11 protein-coding genes are annotated in these 16,518 nt (G+C 59.7%); 1 reads left to right on the top strand and 10 read right to left on the bottom strand.

Translation table 11 applies throughout. The features are described from left to right. Positions 1-8 precede the first annotated feature (8 nt). From ACQKP1_RS08545 to rpsL, 8 genes are all read right to left on the bottom strand, one after another. The gene (locus tag ACQKP1_RS08545; protein ID WP_006728685.1) at positions 9-302 is read right to left on the bottom strand and encodes a 50S ribosomal protein L23; all 294 of its coding nucleotides are present in this window, start codon (positions 300-302) and stop codon (positions 9-11) included. Further along, on the bottom strand, positions 299-919 hold the full coding sequence (rplD, locus tag ACQKP1_RS08540; protein WP_203015324.1) for a 50S ribosomal protein L4: 621 nt from the start codon (positions 917-919) through the stop codon (positions 299-301). Before rplD ends, ACQKP1_RS08545 begins: the two co-directional genes overlap by 4 nt. Before the next feature lie 13 nt (positions 920-932). Beyond that, positions 933-1,571 (bottom strand): 50S ribosomal protein L3, encoded by a 639-nt coding sequence (rplC, locus tag ACQKP1_RS08535; RefSeq protein ID WP_006728687.1) that lies wholly within the window; start codon positions 1,569-1,571, stop codon positions 933-935. A gap of 173 nt (positions 1,572-1,744) precedes the next feature. Continuing rightward, positions 1,745-2,053, bottom strand: a complete 309-nt coding sequence (gene rpsJ, locus ACQKP1_RS08530; RefSeq protein WP_006728688.1) for a 30S ribosomal protein S10 — start codon at positions 2,051-2,053, stop codon at positions 1,745-1,747. Between the two features lie 377 nt (positions 2,054-2,430). Beyond that, positions 2,431-3,606: an elongation factor Tu gene (tuf, locus tag ACQKP1_RS08525; protein ID WP_203015300.1), complete on the bottom strand. Its 1,176-nt coding sequence runs from the start codon at positions 3,604-3,606 to the stop codon at positions 2,431-2,433. Positions 3,607-3,678: 72 nt separating this feature from the next. After that, on the bottom strand, positions 3,679-5,778 hold the full coding sequence (gene fusA, locus ACQKP1_RS08520; protein WP_427274929.1) for an elongation factor G: 2,100 nt from the start codon (positions 5,776-5,778) through the stop codon (positions 3,679-3,681). Positions 5,779-5,810: 32 nt separating this feature from the next. Next, positions 5,811-6,281 (bottom strand): 30S ribosomal protein S7, encoded by a 471-nt coding sequence (gene rpsG, locus ACQKP1_RS08515; protein ID WP_113462470.1) that lies wholly within the window; start codon positions 6,279-6,281, stop codon positions 5,811-5,813. Between the two features lie 86 nt (positions 6,282-6,367). Beyond that, positions 6,368-6,739: a 30S ribosomal protein S12 gene (gene rpsL, locus ACQKP1_RS08510; protein WP_003507760.1), complete on the bottom strand. Its 372-nt coding sequence runs from the start codon at positions 6,737-6,739 to the stop codon at positions 6,368-6,370. A 510-nt stretch (positions 6,740-7,249) separates the two neighbouring features. On the opposite strand from rpsL, the gene ACQKP1_RS08505 reads away from it, so the two are divergent. Further along, positions 7,250-7,540 carry a transcriptional regulator gene (locus tag ACQKP1_RS08505; RefSeq protein ID WP_427274928.1) on the top strand — a complete coding sequence of 97 codons (291 nt, stop codon included), beginning with the start codon at positions 7,250-7,252 and terminating at the stop codon, positions 7,538-7,540. 201 nt (positions 7,541-7,741) lie between these two features. Here the strand turns inward: ACQKP1_RS08505 and rpoC are convergent, their stop codons facing one another. Both rpoC and rpoB read right to left on the bottom strand, forming a co-directional pair. After that, complete coding sequence (rpoC, locus tag ACQKP1_RS08500; RefSeq protein ID WP_427274927.1) at positions 7,742-11,953, bottom strand: DNA-directed RNA polymerase subunit beta'; 4,212 nt, start codon at positions 11,951-11,953, stop codon at positions 7,742-7,744. 196 nt (positions 11,954-12,149) lie between these two features. Then, on the bottom strand, positions 12,150-16,283 hold the full coding sequence (gene rpoB / locus ACQKP1_RS08495; protein ID WP_203015312.1) for a DNA-directed RNA polymerase subunit beta: 4,134 nt from the start codon (positions 16,281-16,283) through the stop codon (positions 12,150-12,152). Between the last annotated feature and the right edge of the window lie 235 nt (positions 16,284-16,518).

Below are 16,518 nucleotides of genomic sequence, written 5' to 3'. Positions count from 1 at the left end.
TCCCTACCTCAGACGCCCGTCGACACGTCGATGGACTGACCTTCGGCGAGCGTCACGACGGCTTTCTTGACGTCCTTCTGCTTGCCGGCGAAGCCGCGGAAACGCTTGGTCTTGCCCTTGCGGACGAGCGTATTGACGGCGGTGACCTTGACGCCGAAGAGGGCTTCGACAGCAGCCTTGATTTCCGGCTTGCTTGCACCCTTGGCGACGTTGAAGACGACCTGGTTGAACTCAGACACCATGGTCGACTTTTCCGTGATCGACGGAGATACGATCACGTCGTAGTGGCGAAGATCCGTCATTTGAACCGCTCCTCCAGAGCTTCCACAGCAGCCTTGGAAAGCACGAGCTTGCCGCGGCGCAGGATGTCATAAACGTTGATGCCCTGAACCGGCAGAACATCGATGTTCGGGATGTTCGAAGCGGCGAGCTTGAAGTTGCTGTCGATTTCGGCGCCGCCGATGACGAGAGCGTTGGTGAGGCCGAGCGAGGCGAAGCTACCGACAAGCAGCTTGGTCTTGGCTTCTGCCGCAACCAGGTTGTCGATGATGATCACGTCTTCCGACTTCATCTTGGCAGAGAGGGCGTGGCGCAGAGCGAGCGCACGAACCTTCTTCGGCAGATCATGGGCGTGGCTGCGAACAACCGGGCCATGAGCCTTACCACCGCCGCGGAACTGCGGAGCGCGTGCCGAATGGTGACGAGCACGACCGGTGCCCTTCTGCTTGTACATCTTGGAGCCGGTGCGGGAGACTTCCGAACGGCCCTTGATCTTGTGCGTGCCGGCGCGCTTCTTGGCGAGCTGGTAGCGGATCATGCGAGCGATCAGGTCTTCGCGGGGCTCAAGGCCGAAGATTTCTTCAGACAGAGAAACCTTGCCAGCGTCCTTGCCCTCGAGGGTCTTGACGTTGAATTCCATGTTCTTGGCTCCCTTACTTCGCCGACTTGACGGCGTCGCGGACGATGATCCAGGAACCCTTGGAACCGGGAACAGCGCCCTTCACAAGGATAAGACCACGATCTTCATCGGTCGAAACGACTTCGAGGTTCTGGGTGGTGACGCGCGTCTGGCCCATGTGACCAGCCATGCGCTTGCCCTTCCAGACCTTGCCCGGATCCTGGTTCGAACCGGTCGAACCATGCGAGCGGTGCGAAACGGAAACACCGTGGGTCGCACGAAGACCACCGAAGTTGTGACGCTTCATGGCACCGGCAAAACCCTTACCGATCGTCGTGCCCGTGACGTCGACCAGCTGGCCGGCTTCAAAATGGCTCGCGGTCAGCTGAGCGCCGACATCGATGAGGTTGTCTTCGGATACGCGGAATTCAACGAGCTTGGCCTTCGGCTCAACGCTCGCCGCTGCGAAGTGACCACGAAGGCCCTTCGACGTGTTCTTGACCTTCGACGTACCGGCACCGAGCTGAAGCGCGACATAGCCGTTCTTGTCGGCCGTGCGCTGAGCCACGACCTGTACGTTATCCAGACGCAGAACTGTTACCGGGATATGTTCGCCGGCGTCGTTATAGACGCGGGTCATTCCCACTTTCTGTGCAATCACACCTGAACGCATTGGTTCATTCCTCTTGAGAGTCGCGGCCGGGAAAAAGTGATCCAGGCCTTTCCTCTTTGTTTAAGGATTCCACTCAGGCCCTTCCGAACCATCGGGTTTCCCGTTTCGAGAAGTCGTTGGCAGGTCTTGCCACGTACCTTCCTTGTTATTACGGCTCTCGCCGGAATTTCTTCTTAGAGCTTGATTTCGACGTCAACGCCGGCAGCCAGGTCGAGCTTCATCAGCGCGTCCACGGTCTGCGGGGTCGGGTCTACGATGTCGAGCAGGCGCTTATGCGTGCGCATTTCGAACTGTTCGCGGCTCTTCTTGTCGACGTGAGGCGAACGGTTGACGGTAAATTTTTCAATGCGTGTCGGGAGCGGTACCGGGCCGCGAACGCTTGCACCGGTGCGCTTTGCGGTCGAGACGATCTCCCGCGTAGAGGCATCGAGAACCCGGTGATCAAACGCCTTGAGGCGGATGCGGATATTCTGGCCGTTCATTCGACTTGTCCTTGTTTCTTTTCTTGCGTCCCGCATACGCAGAGACAGTGAATTACCATGACTGGCCGGCCCCTAATTTTCAAAAATCACAGACGCACCACGGGGTGCCCCTGTCACTCTCTTCTTTCATGAGGAGCCCTGCCGAACTCAGCCCGTCACCAGGCCCTGAAATCTGCAGCGCTGAGAACTGCCGGTGCAAATCACCGTGCGATTCTGATCGTGGCCGGCGACATACACCGCAAACGGCCGCTCGTCAATCCGGCCGACGGCACGAATTGGCGACATGCGCGTTGTCTGCATAACTGGCTTGCACCAATCAACAGACGGAAACGAAAAGCGGCCCCGGGCTTGTGGCCCAGGGCCGCCATCTCAATCGATTACTCGATGATCGAAGCGACGATGCCGGCGCCGACGGTACGGCCGCCTTCGCGGATAGCGAAGCGCAGCTTTTCTTCCATCGCGATCGGAACGATCAGCTCGACTTCAACCGTGACGTTATCACCAGGCATAACCATTTCCGTGCCTTCCGGAAGCGACACGATGCCGGTCACGTCCGTGGTGCGGAAGTAGAACTGCGGACGATAGTTGGTGAAGAACGGCGTATGACGGCCGCCTTCTTCCTTCGTCAGGATGTAGGCTTCTGCCATGAACTTCTTGTGCGGCTTGACAGAGCCGGGCTTGCACAGGATCTGGCCACGCTCAACCGCATCGCGGGTCACGCCACGCAGAAGTGCGCCGATGTTGTCGCCAGCCTGGCCCTGATCGAGCAGCTTGCGGAACATTTCAACGCCCGTGCAGGTCGTCTTCGTCGTCGGACGGATGCCGACGATTTCGATTTCTTCGCCGACCTTGACGATACCGCGCTCAACGCGACCCGTCACAACCGTACCACGGCCAGAGATCGAGAACACGTCTTCGATCGGCATCAGGAAGGGCTGGTCGATCGGACGCTCAGGCGTCGGGATGTAGGCGTCAACCTGAGCCATCAGCTCGCGGATCGCGTCTTCACCGATCGTCTTGTTCGAGTCTTCGAGAGCGGCCAGAGCCGAGCCCTTGACGACCGGGATGTCGTCGCCCGGGAAGTCGTAGGACGACAGAAGTTCGCGAACTTCCAGTTCGACGAGCTCGAGCAGTTCGGCGTCGTCGACCTGGTCAACCTTGTTGAGGAAGACGACGATCGCGGGAACGCCAACCTGACGGGCGAGCAGGATGTGCTCGCGGGTCTGCGGCATCGGGCCGTCAGCGGCCGAGCAAACCAGGATCGCGCCGTCCATCTGCGCTGCACCGGTGATCATGTTCTTGACGTAGTCGGCGTGGCCGGGGCAGTCGACGTGCGCGTAGTGACGGTTCGGCGTCTCATACTCGACGTGTGCCGTCGAGATGGTGATGCCGCGCGCCTTTTCTTCCGGAGCGGCGTCGATCTGGTCATAGGCCTTGAACTCACCGAAATACTTGGTGATCGCAGCCGTCAGAGACGTCTTGCCGTGGTCGACGTGGCCGATCGTGCCGATGTTGACGTGCGGCTTGTTGCGCTCAAACTTACTCTTTGCCATTTTCGGCTCTCCATTTTCTGGTCCCCGTCAGGGGAAATTCACAAATTCAATTGGACGGTCGGGGTATCCCGGTCACTTCTGACCGGAATACTTAGCCTGGATTTCAGCAGCAACGTTCGACGGGACCGGTGCGTAGTGATCGAAGGTCATCGAGTACTGTGCGCGGCCCTGCGACATGGAGCGCAGGTTGTCGACGTACTTGAACATGTTGGCGAGCGGGACGTGAGCATTGATCACGATCGCGATGCCGCGCTGTTCCTGGCCCTGGATCTGACCGCGACGCGAGTTCAGGTCACCGATCACGTCACCGACGTAATCTTCAGGTGTTACCACTTCGACCTTCATCATCGGCTCGAGCAACTGTGCGCCAGCCTTCTTGGCTGCTTCACGGAAGCAGGCACGCGATGCGATTTCGAAGGCGAGAACCGACGAGTCGACGTCGTGGAAGGCACCGTCGATGAGGGTGGCCTTGACGCCGAGCATCGGGAAGCCGGCGAGCGGACCAGACGACAGAACGCTTTCGATACCCTTCTGAACGCCCGGGATGTATTCCTTCGGAACTGCACCACCGACGATCTTGGACTCGAACTTGAAGTCTTCGCCTTCCGGGTTCGGTTCGAAGACGAGCTTGACGCGCGCGAACTGACCGGTACCACCGGACTGCTTCTTGTGCGTGTAGTCTTCTTCGTGCTGACGCGTGATCGTTTCACGGTAAGCAACCTGCGGCGCACCGACGTTGGCTTCAACCTTAAACTCGCGACGCATGCGGTCAACGAGAATGTCGAGGTGAAGCTCGCCCATGCCGGCGATGATCGTCTGGCCGGATTCCTGGTCGGTCTTGACGCGGAACGACGGGTCTTCAGCAGCGAGGCGATTGAGCGCGAGGCCCATCTTTTCCTGGTCGCCCTTGGACTTCGGCTCGATCGCGATCTGGATGACCGGCTCGGGGAATTCCATGCGCTCGAGGATAACCGGCTTCAGCGGATCGCAGAGCGTATCGCCAGTGGTGGTTTCCTTGAGGCCAGCGAGAGCAACGATGTCGCCTGCGAAGGCTTCTTCGATGTCTTCACGGCTGTTCGAGTGCATCTGCAGCATACGGCCGACGCGCTCGCGCTTGTCTTTGACCGTGTTCATGACAGACGAGCCCTTTTCGAGCTTGCCCGAGTAGATGCGGGCAAAGGTCAGCGAACCGACGAAGGGGTCGTTCATGATCTTGAACGCCAGCATCGAGAGCGGCTCGGCGTCATCTGCATGACGTTCGATTTCGGCTTCGGTCTTGAAGTCGATGCCCTTGATGGCCGGAATGTCGACCGGCGACGGCAGGTAATCGACAACCGCGTCGAGCAGCGGCTGAACGCCCTTGTTCTTGAAGGCGGTGCCGCAGAACATCGGGTGGAACTTGACGTCGATCGTGCCGCGACGAACCAGTTCGCGGATCTTGTCGTTGTCCGGCATGTCGCCGTTCAGATAGGCTTCCATCGCTTCTTCGTCGATCTCGACAACAGTCTCGATCAGCTTTTCGCGATATTCTTCAGCCTTCTCCTTCAGGTCTTCCGGGATCTCGACAACGTCCCAGGCAGCGCCGAGGGACTCATCGCGCCAGATCAGCGCGTTCATCTCGATTAGGTCGACGACGCCCTTGAAGTCGCTTTCGGCGCCGATCGGCAGCTGCATGACGACGGCGGTGGCGCCAAGACGGGTCTTGATCATCTCGACCGAGCGGTAGAAGTCCGCACCGGTCTTGTCCATCTTGTTGCAGAAGATCATGCGCGGAACGTTGTACTTCTCAGCCTGACGCCAGACGGTTTCCGTCTGCGGCTCTACGCCTGCGTTGGCATCGAGAAGGGCAACCGCACCGTCGAGCACGCGCAGCGAACGCTCGACTTCGATGGTGAAGTCGACGTGGCCGGGGGTGTCGATGATGTTGAAGCGGCGCATCTTGCCGTCGCGACCCTTCCAGAAGGTCGTGGTGGCAGCGGAGGTGATCGTGATGCCACGCTCCTGCTCCTGCTCCATCCAGTCCATGGTGGCTGCGCCGTCATGAACTTCGCCGATCTTGTGCGACTTACCGGTGTAGTAAAGGATACGCTCGGTGGTCGTGGTCTTGCCGGCGTCGATGTGCGCCATGATGCCGAAGTTGCGGTAGTCTTCGATTTTATATTCGCGAGCCATAACGGACTGCCTTTCGATATTCGATCGGTTGATTACCAGCGGTAATGCGAGAAGGCGCGGTTTGCATCGGCCATCTTGTGGGTGTCTTCGCGCTTCTTGACGGCGCTACCGCGGTTGTTCGCTGCGTCGAGCAGCTCGCCGGAAAGGCGATCGACCATAGTGGTCTCGTTGCGCTTGCGGGCAGCAGTGATCAGCCAGCGGATCGCGAGAGCCTGACGGCGCTCCGGACGGACATCGACCGGGACCTGATAGGTCGCACCGCCGACGCGGCGCGAGCGGACTTCAACATGCGGCGCGACGTTGTCGAGCGCCTGATGGAAGACGGCAATCGGTTCCTGCTTGGACTTGTTCTGAACGACGTCGAAGGCACCGTAGACGATGCTTTCAGCAACCGACTTCTTGCCGTGAAGCATGATGGCGTTCATGAACTTGGTGACGACGAGATCGCCGAACTTCGGGTCCGGATTGATTTCGCGCTTTTCTGCACTGTGGCGACGGGACATACTATTTGTCTCTCAACGGTTAGGGACGCTTTATCACGCGGAGAACCTCGCGCAGCGCCGGTGTCTTGTGAATGAAGGACCGAAGCTTACTTCGGACGCTTCGCACCGTACTTCGAACGGCGCTGCTTACGGTTCTTGACACCCTGGGTATCGAGAACGCCGCGGATGATGTGGTAACGAACACCCGGCAAGTCCTTTACGCGGCCGCCACGGATCATGACGACAGAGTGTTCCTGCAGGTTGTGGCCTTCACCCGGAATGTAGCCGATGACTTCGAAGCCATTGGTCAGACGGATCTTGGCAACCTTACGGAGAGCCGAATTCGGCTTCTTCGGGGTCGTTGTGTAGACGCGGGTGCAAACGCCACGCTTCTGCGGGTTTTCCTGCAGAGCAGGAACCTTATTGCGCTTTACCTGTGCCTGACGCGGCTTGCGGATCAGCTGGTTTACGGTAGGCATATACCCATCCCTTGCAAAATCTAGTCTCAAGCCCTTTCAGGCCCTGGTGGTTTGCCGTTTCCGGCGGCGGCCGCACAGTTTTCTTCATGCGCAAAATGTGGCCCGACCCGTTTTCGCGGATGGACCACAAAAGACAGAGGACGCACTGCAAGAGTGCGTCGTGCGAGCAGCATTTGTGTCGTCAACGTGCGTTTGGAGACCTGTTTGAGATGAACTTCAGGACGAGGCGTCCCGAAAAAGCCTACCTCACATGGGCTCCGATGGCCGGGGTACTACTGTTTTCCCCCATTAACGTCAAGTCACATCTGACAATTAATGCCCGGATCCCCCTGCCCGGCCTGGAGTCTGGCCGTTTCCACACGGGAAAACCCGATGTCCGAGACGATTTGGCTTGGATTGCGAGGGGAAACTTCTAGATAGGTACAGAGAGCGGGTCAACCACCCTGCCCCGTGTGGTCGAATCGGCCGCCAAGTCAAGAATCGATCCGCCACAACAGGAAGACCGGCACCATGATCAACTCCGACAACGACAACAACCGCGACGAGCCCATGGTGTTCATCGTCATCGCCAAGGCCTATGAGACCGAAGGTGGCGAGCCCATCGACCTGCACGTCCTGCTGACCGCCCCTGACGACGACACAGCCGTTCGCCTGACGCTGAACGCGCTCTCTGAAGAAGGCTTCCTGGAAGCCGACCTCGACCAGATCGGCATGATCACGGGTGCGCCGGACGAAGAGCCGCATGCCTCAGCCTATCAGGGCGCGCTCGAAGGTGAAGTCGCGATCATCCGTTTCGCCTGAGATTACACCCACACAGCCGCAGAGCCAGAGGCCGGTCCATCGACCGGCCTTTTTCGTTGCGTGTTTCAAGACGCATGCTCGTGGCGACGGCAGCCGCAAGCGCGGCAGATGCCCGCCCTCCCCACTAAGAGTCGCAACGAAAAGACCGCCCGGAGATGGCTCCGGGCGGTCTTTCTCGGTTCAGAACGGTCCAGCTCCCGATTACTCGGCGGCAGGAGCGCTTTCGCCAGCGAGGTTCTGCAGCATCGGCGTTGCGACGTCTGCGCCGGTACCCTTCTTGCGTTCCTCGAGGATGAGGTCGTCGCGAGACGTGGCAATGCGGCGGATCTGCGTCATGGTACCACCGGTACCGGCCGGGATCAGACGTCCAACGATGACGTTTTCTTTCAGGCCCTGCAACGTGTCGGTCTTGCCGGCGATCGCCGCTTCCGTGAGAACCTTGGTGGTTTCCTGGAAGGATGCGGCCGAGATGAACGACGGCGTCTGCAGCGAGGCCTTGGTGATGCCGAGAAGGACCGGATCGCCGTATGCCGGCTTCTTGCCCTCTTCGACCAGGCGGTCGTTGTTGTCGTCGAGTTCGATCCGGTCGACGTTGTCACCCACGATGTAGTGGCTGTCGCCAGCGTCCGTGATCTCGACCTTCTGAAGCATCTGGCGAACGATCACCTCGATGTGCTTGTCGTTGATCACAACGCCCTGCAGACGGTAGACTTCCTGGATTTCGTTGACCAGGTACGAGGCAAGTGCCTCGACGCCCTTGATCGCCAGGATGTCGTGGGGAGCCGGGTTACCGTCGAGGATGTAGTCACCCTTTTCGATATAGTCGCCTTCCTGAAGGTGGAAGGGCTTGCCCTTCGGGATCAGGTATTCGACAGGCTCGACACCGTCTTCAGCCGGCTCGATGATGACGCGACGCTTGTTCTTGTAGTCGCGGCCGAGGCGGATCGTACCATCGATCTCAGCGATGATGGCATGGTCCTTCGGACGACGGGCTTCGAACAGTTCTGCAACGCGCGGCAGACCACCGGTGATGTCCTTGGTCTTGGCGCTTTCCAGCGGCGAACGCGCAAGCACGTCACCCTGGGAAACCTTCTGACCAGGCTCGACGGACAGGATCGCGTCGACCGAGAGCTGGAACCGGGCTTCACCGCCACGAGCCACCTTCAGAACATTGCCGCTGGCATCCTTGATGACGATGGCAGGCTTCAGGTCCGAACCGCGCGGGGTCGAACGCCAGTCGATAACCTGACGCTTGGTGATGCCGGTCGACTCATCGGTGGCTTCGAGCACCGAGATACCGTCGACGACGTCCTCGAAATGCACGATACCCTCGACTTCCGTCATGATCGGGCGCGTGTATGGATCCCACTCGGCCAGACGCTGGCCGCGCTTCACCTTGTCGCCGTCGTCAACGAAGACCTTCGAACCATAGGCCACGCGCTGCGAGGACCGCTCGACACCACGTTCGTCGAGGATCATCACGGCCATGCTGCGGCCCATGGCGATCAGGGTGCCATCGGAATTGCGCAGCATGTTGCGGTTCTTGATCTGAACCGTACCTTCGTACGAGGCTTCAAGGAACGACTGGTCGACCACGGTCGCGGTACCGCCCAAGTGGAAGGTACGCATGGTGAGCTGGGTGCCCGGCTCGCCGATCGACTGTGCGGCGATAACGCCGACGGCTTCGCCCATGTTGACGGGCGTACCGCGTGCTAGGTCGCGGCCGTAGCAGATCGAGCAAACGCCGGTCTGAACTTCGCAGGTCAGGGCCGAACGGATGCGGATCGACTGGATACCAGCCTTTTCGATCTCGATGACATCGGGCTCAAGGATCATCTTGCCGGCATCAACGATGCGCTCACCCGTAACAGGATGATCGATATCATCGAGGGCCGTGCGACCGAGAACGCGGGCACCGATGGAGGCAACCACCTGACCGGCATCAACGATCGCTGTCATGGTGAGGCCCTTGTCGGTGCCGCAATCCACGAGGTTGACGATGCAATCCTGGGCCACGTCGACGAGACGACGGGTCAGGTAACCGGAGTTCGCGGTCTTCAGAGCGGTGTCTGCGAGGCCCTTACGGGCACCGTGGGTCGAGTTGAAGTACTCGTTAACGGTCAGACCTTCCTTGAAGTTCGAGATGATCGGCGTCTCGATGATTTCGCCCGATGGCTTGGCCATGAGGCCACGCATGCCGCCCAGCTGACGCATCTGGTTCGGTGAACCACGAGCACCCGAATGCGACATCATGTAGATGGCGTTCATCGGCTTCTGGCGGTTGGTTTCCGGATCGAACTCGACAGCCTTAATGCGGGCCATCATGTCTTCGGCGACCTTTTCAGTGGCCTTGCCCCAGGCGTCGACGACCTTGTTGTACTTCTCGCCCTGAGTGATTAGGCCGTCGTTGTACTGCTGCTCGTATTCCTTGACCAGCGTTTCGGTGTCGCCAACGATCTTCGCCTTGGTTTCCGGGATGATCATGTCGTCCTTGCCGAACGAAATGCCAGCCTTGCAGGCGTGGGTGAAGCCGAGCTGCATGATGCGGTCGCAGAAGATGACCGTGTCCTTCTGGCCGCAATGGCGGTAGACCGTGTCGATCATCTTGGAGATGTTCTTCTTGGTCATTTCCTGGTTGCAGATGTCAAAGGGCACGTTGACGTTCTTCGGCAGAAGTTCGCCGATGATCATACGGCCAGGCGTGGTTTCATAGATCTTCGAAACCGGGTTGCCCTCGGCGTCGACGGTCTTGAAGCGGCCACGGATCTTGGCGTGCAGCGTGACGACCTTGTTTTCCAGAGCGTGGTGCAGTTCGCCCATGTCGGAGAAGGCCATGCCTTCGCCCGGCTCGTTCTGGTTCTGGATCGACAGATAGTACAGGCCGAGAACCATGTCCTGCGACGGAACGATGATCGGCTGACCGTTGGCCGGGTGCAGGATGTTGTTCGTCGACATCATCAGGACGCGGGCTTCGAGCTGAGCTTCGAGCGACAGCGGCACGTGAACGGCCATCTGGTCACCGTCGAAGTCGGCGTTGAAGGCCGTGCAGACGAGCGGGTGCAGCTGGATAGCCTTGCCTTCGACCAGGATCGGTTCGAAGGCCTGGATGCCCAGGCGGTGCAGCGTCGGTGCGCGGTTCAAGAGCACCGGATGCTCGCGGATAACCTCGTCGAGGATATCCCAGACCTCAGGCTTTTCCTTTTCAACCAGCTTCTTGGCCTGCTTGACGGTCGAGGAGTAACCCTTAGCGTCGAGGCGAGCGTAGATGAACGGCTTGAACAGTTCGAGCGCCATCTTCTTCGGCAGGCCGCACTGGTGCAGCTTCAGTTCCGGACCCGTCACGATGACCGAACGACCGGAATAGTCGACGCGCTTGCCGAGCAGGTTCTGGCGGAAGCGGCCCTGCTTGCCCTTGAGCATGTCGGACAGCGACTTCAGCGGACGCTTGTTGGCACCGGTGATGACGCGGCCGCGACGGCCGTTGTCGAAGAGCGCGTCTACAGATTCCTGCAGCATGCGCTTTTCGTTGCGGATGATGATGCCAGGCGCGCGCAGTTCGATCAGGCGCTTCAGACGGTTGTTACGGTTGATGACGCGACGATAGAGATCGTTCAGGTCAGACGTCGCGAAGCGGCCGCCATCCAGCGGAACCAGCGGGCGCAGATCCGGTGGGATGACCGGAACGACCTTCATGATCATCCATTCCGGACGGTTGCCGGATTCCATGAAGTTCTCGACGATCTTCAGGCGCTTCATCAGCTTCTTCTGCTTGAGATCCGAGGTGGTCTCAGCCAGATCAGCACGCAGATCGCCAGCGATCTTCTCGAGGTTCATCGAGGCCAGCATCTCGTAGATGGCTTCAGCGCCGATCATGGCGGTGAACTGGTCTTCGCCGAACTCGTCGACGGCCATCATGTACTCTTCTTCAGAGAGCAGCTGGTTTTCCTTGAGCGAGGTCAGGCCCGGCTCGGTCACGATGTAGTTCTCGAAGTAGAGAACGCGCTCGACATCCTTCAGCGTCATGTCCAAGAGCGTGGAGATGCGCGACGGCAGCGACTTCAGGAACCAGATGTGGGCGACCGGGGCTGCGAGCTCAATGTGGCCCATGCGCTCGCGGCGAACGCGCGACAGCGTAACTTCGACGCCGCACTTTTCGCAGATAATGCCCTTGTACTTCATGCGCTTGTACTTGCCGCACAGGCATTCGTAGTCCTTGATCGGTCCAAAGATACGCGCGCAGAAAAGGCCGTCACGCTCGGGCTTGAACGTACGGTAGTTGATGGTTTCCGGCTTCTTGATCTCGCCGTAAGACCAGGAAAGGATCTTTTCCGGGCTCGCGATCGAGATCCGGATGGAGTCGAAGTGCTGGGCCGGCACTGTCGGGTTGAAAAGGTTCATGACCTCTTGGTTCATGCCTGTCTCCTTGATGGGGCAGAGAGCCCTCGATTGGGTCGCGGTGGCGGCGAATTCCCGGGATGCCGCGCCGGACCCTGAAATGACAATAACCGCGAAATGCGGCGAAACTCCCCTTCCCGTCCCGATATTGGCCTTCGGGGCGAGCCGGGAATGGCGTGCGCGGCGATCTTACGCCACGCACGCCTTGTCAAACTTACTCGGCTGCGTCGGGCAGCTGGCCGTCTTCCGGCAGAAGCTTCGAGTTCTCGAGTTCGACGGAAAGGCCGAGAGAGCGCATTTCCTTGACGAGAACGTTGAAGCTTTCCGGAATACCGGCCTCGAAGGTGTCGTCGCCACGGACGATCGCCTCGTAGACCTTGGTACGGCCGGCCACGTCGTCCGACTTCACGGTGAGCATTTCCTGCAGGGTGTATGCAGCACCGTAGGCCTCGAGCGCCCAGACTTCCATTTCCCCGAAGCGCTGACCGCCGAACTGCGCCTTACCACCGAGCGGCTGCTGGGTGACGAGCGAGTACGGGCCGATCGAGCGGGCGTGGATCTTGTCGTCGACAAGGTGGTTCAGCTTGATCATGTACATGTAGCCGACGGTGACCTGACGGTCGAAGGCTTCACCGGTACGACCATCATACAAGGTCGACTGACCAGACGGGTTGAGACCTGCACGCGTCAGCATCTCGGAGACGTCGCTTTCATGCGCACCGTCGAAGACCGGCGTGGCGATGGATACGCCGCGCTTGGCTTCTTCGGCAAGCTTGACGAGTGCGTCGTCGTCGAAGTGCTTCACTTCGTCGTGCGCTTCCGACTCGTAGATCTCCGTCAGTTCCTTGCGCAGATCGGTGATGTCGAGGTGCTTGCGATAGTCCTCAAGCATCTGACCGATCTTCTTACCCATGCCGGCGCAAGCCCAGGCAAGGTGGGTTTCAAGGATCTGACCGACGTTCATACGCGAGGGAACGCCGAGCGGGTTCAAGACGATGTCGACATGCGTGCCATCTTCGAGGAACGGCATGTCCTCGACCGGTACAATGCGCGAGACAACACCCTTGTTGCCGTGACGGCCCGCCATCTTGTCGCCTGGCTGGATCTTGCGCTTCACAGCAACGAAGACCTTGACCATCTTCATGACGCCCGGAGGCATTTCGTCGCCGCGCTGGACCTTTTCGACCTTGTCCATGAAGCGCTGTTCAAGGCGCGACTTGGATTCGTCGTACTGGCCGCGGAGCGCTTCGAGTTCGCCCTGCACCTTTTCGTCTTCGACTGCAAACATCCACCACTGCGAGCGGGGATATTCGGAGACGACGGCGTTGGTGAGTTCGACGCCCTTCTTGAAGCCCTTGGGACCTGCGATCGAGACCTGACCACGGAGCATGTCGATCAGACGGCCGTAGACGTTACGGTCGAGGATCGCCTGTTCGTCATCACGGTCCTTGGCGAGGCGTTCAATTTCCTCGCGCTCGATGGCCATCGCGCGCTCGTCCTTCTCAACGCCGTGGCGATTGAAGACGCGAACTTCGACGACGGTACCAAACGTGCCGGGCGGCATGCGCATGGAGGTGTCGCGAACGTCGGAGGCCTTTTCACCGAAGATGGCGCGCAGAAGCTTTTCTTCCGGCGTCATCGGGCTTTCGCCCTTCGGCGTGATCTTGCCAACCAGGATGTCGCCCGGCTGAACTTCGGCACCGATGTAGACGATACCGGCTTCGTCGAGGTTCTTCAGCGCTTCTTCCGAAACGTTCGGAATGTCGCGCGTGATTTCTTCCGGACCAAGCTTGGTGTCGCGGGCCATGACTTCGAATTCCTCGATGTGGATCGAGGTGAAGACATCTTCCGAAACGATGCGCTCCGACATGAGGATCGAGTCCTCATAGTTGTAGCCGTTCCAGGGCATGAACGCGACGAGCGCGTTACGGCCAAGTGCCAGATCGCCGAGGTCGGTCGACGGACCGTCCGCGATGATGTCACCCTTGTTGACGATGTCGCCAACGGTCACCAGCGGGCGCTGGTTGACGCAGGTGTTCTGGTTCGAGCGCTGGAACTTCTGCAGACGGTAGATGTCGACGCCCGACTTGGACGGATCGAGATCTTCCGTGGCGCGGATAACGATACGGGTCGCGTCGACCTGGTCGACCACGCCGCCGCGACGGGCGCCGATGGCAGCGCCGGAGTCACGAGCCACGATCGGCTCCATGCCGGTTCCAACGAACGGGGCTTCGGCACGCAGAAGCGGCACGGCCTGACGCTGCATGTTCGAGCCCATGAGAGCGCGGTTGGCGTCGTCGTTTTCGAGGAACGGAATGAGAGCGGCCGCGACCGAAACCAGCTGCTTCGGCGAGACGTCCATCAGGTTAATGGTGTCGCGCGGGGACAGCATGACTTCGCCAGCATGACGGCAAACGACGAACTCTTCGACGAACTGGCCATCGGCCGTCAGCTCTGAGTTGGCCTGGGCCACGTAGTACTTGGCTTCTTCCATTGCCGACAGATAGACCACGTCCATCGTCACCTTACCGTCGATGATCTTGCGGTACGGGCTTTCGATGAAGCCGTACTTGTTGACCCGTGCGAAGGTGGCGAGCGAGTTGATCAGACCGATGTTCGGGCCCTCAGGCGTTTCAATCGGGCAGATACGGCCGTAGTGGGTCGGGTGAACGTCGCGGACTTCGAAGCCTGCGCGTTCGCGGGTCAGACCACCCGGTCCAAGAGCCGAGAGACGGCGCTTGTGGGTGATTTCCGACAGCGGGTTCACCTGGTCCATGAACTGCGACAGCTGCGAGGAGCCGAAGAATTCGCGGACAGCAGCAGCAGCCGGCTTGGCGTTGATCAGGTCCTGCGGCATGACGGTGTCGATTTCGATCGACGACATGCGTTCCTTGATCGCGCGCTCCATGCGGAGCAGGCCGAGACGGTACTGGTTTTCCATCAGCTCGCCGACGGAGCGAACGCGACGGTTGCCGAGGTTGTCGATGTCGTCGATCTCGCCCTTGCCATCACGCAGTTCGACCAGCATCTTGACCACGGCTAGGATGTCGTCCTTGCGCAGAACGCGGACGGTATCCGGGCAGTCGAGGTCGAGACGCATGTTCATCTTGACGCGACCGACGGCCGACAGGTCGTAACGCTCGGCGTCGAAGAACAGCGACTGGAACATGGCTTCCGCCGAGTCCATGGTCGGCGGCTCACCCGGACGCATGACGCGGTAGATGTCGAACAGAGCGTCCTGACGGTTCTCGTTCTTGTCGGCGGCAAGCGTGTTGCGGATGTAGGCGCCGACATTGATGTGGTCGATGCCGAGAACCGGGATCTCTTCAAAGCCCGAGTCGAGAATCTGCGGGAGCGTCTTCTCGTCGATCTCTGCGCCGGCTTCCATGTAGATTTCGCCGGTCGACATGTTGACGAGGTCTTCGGCGAGGTAGTTGCCGAACAGGTCTTCGTCCGATGCCTTCAGGAACTTCAGGCCCTTGTCGGTCAACTGACGCAGCAGGCGCGGGGTCAGCTTCTTGCCGCCTTCGACGACAACTTCGCCGCTGTCGGCGTCGATGAGGTCGGAGATCGCCTTCGCACCCTTGAGGGTCTCAGGGTTGAACGGGAAGCGCCAGCCCTTGCCGTCACGCTCATAGACGGACTTCGAGTAGAAGGTCGACAGGATTTCTTCGCCGTCCATGCCAAGCGCCATCAGCAGCGAAGTCACGGGGATCTTGCGGCGACGGTCGATACGGGCGTGCACGATGTCCTTGGCGTCGAACTCGATGTCGAGCCAGGAACCGCGATAGGGGATAACGCGCGCAGCGAACAGCAGCTTGCCAGACGAGTGGGACTTGCCCTTGTCATGGTCAAAGAAGACGCCCGGCGAGCGGTGCATCTGGGAGACGATGACGCGCTCGGTACCGTTGACGATGAAGGTACCGTTGTTGGTCATCAGAGGCATGTCGCCCATGTAGACGGACTGTTCCTTGATGTCCTTGATCGAGCGTGCGCCCGTATCCTCGTCAATATCGAACACGATCAGGCGGAGCGTGACCTTGAGCGGTGCGGCATAGGTCAGATCGCGCTGACGGCATTCGTCGACGTCGAACTTCGGCTGCTCGAATTCGTAAGAGACGAATTCCAGCATCGATGCACCGGAGAAATCGGTGATCGGGAAGACGGACTTGAAAACGGCATTCAGCCCCTCGTCGGGACGGCCACCCTTGGGCTCGTCAACCATGAGGAACTGGTCATAAGATGCCTTCTGAACCTCAATGAGGTTCGGCATTTCTGCGACTTCTGGAATTTTTCCGAAAAACTTGCGTACGCGCCTGCGACCGTTAAAGGTAAGGGTCTGAGCCATCGTCGCTCCTTGTCAGTTTGCACCCGGGCCTGCAACAGACGGTGACCGCTGGCCAGGCGGCTCCGTCAAAAAATGGATCGTTCAATCTCGTCTCGAGATCCGGACGGCCGGCCGGTTTGCCGGGCGCGCGGGTCAAGACCATCCTCTTGAGAACCCATTACCCAGGAACCGTTTTCATACGGTTCCTGGGTAATATGTTCGGAGGAAACGGGCGGGAGAAGAAACTTCCCCCGCC

Source organism: Allorhizobium sp. NPDC080224 (assembly GCF_050281005.1).
In the GTDB taxonomy this organism is placed as follows: domain Bacteria; phylum Pseudomonadota; class Alphaproteobacteria; order Rhizobiales; family Rhizobiaceae; genus Allorhizobium.
This window is presented reverse-complemented; position numbering and strand designations above follow the sequence as displayed.